At 64.8% G+C, this 540-nt stretch carries 1 pseudogene; it reads right to left on the bottom strand.

Annotated features, from left to right (window positions below):
* Positions 1–88 precede the first annotated feature (88 nt).
* A pseudogene (locus J5M73_RS30990) lies at positions 89–540 on the bottom strand (hypothetical protein); the annotation flags it as partial.

Here is a 540-nt window from a genome sequence, read left to right as displayed (position 1 = left end):
GTAGTGAAGGCCACGACGCGAAAAGTCGCGCCGGAAGTTGCGCTGACTGAAGGCGTCGTGAATGCGCCGGACAGAAGCGTCGTCCCGCTCAGGCACTGGTCGATTTGCCGACCGTGGGGGCGGCGGCGATCCTCGGAGCATGCGAGCGTATCTCGGCATGCGCGGCCTTGGTGACGTCGACGAGATCGATCTGATCCGGCATGCGGTCACCGAACAATGCGGTCAGCCTTTCAATGGCTTCTTCGGGATCGAAGCCCTTCTCGACGAACTCTGTGAGCTCCGCATCGAACTTCTTGGCCATGTCGATCGCGATACGGCGGCTGGCCGCACTCAGTCTGCCGTCGACGCGCTCGTCGCGGTCGGTGGGATTGTAGACCGGGCCCTCCAGCAGGCGCGGAAGACGTTCGGCGATCCGCAGCAGCGCCAGGTCGTCACGGCCGGGAACGTTCGGACGGCCGAGGTCCTCGCACGCTTCGAAGGCGCACACCATCAGAAGGATCGACGATACGTCGTCGAGATGGGGGCGGTGGTGGTCGCGCC

The sequence above is a fragment of the Pseudomonas sp. 50_B genome, from assembly GCF_017491625.1.
GTDB lineage: Bacteria > Pseudomonadota > Gammaproteobacteria > Pseudomonadales > Pseudomonadaceae > Aquipseudomonas > Aquipseudomonas danubii.
This window is presented reverse-complemented; position numbering and strand designations above follow the sequence as displayed.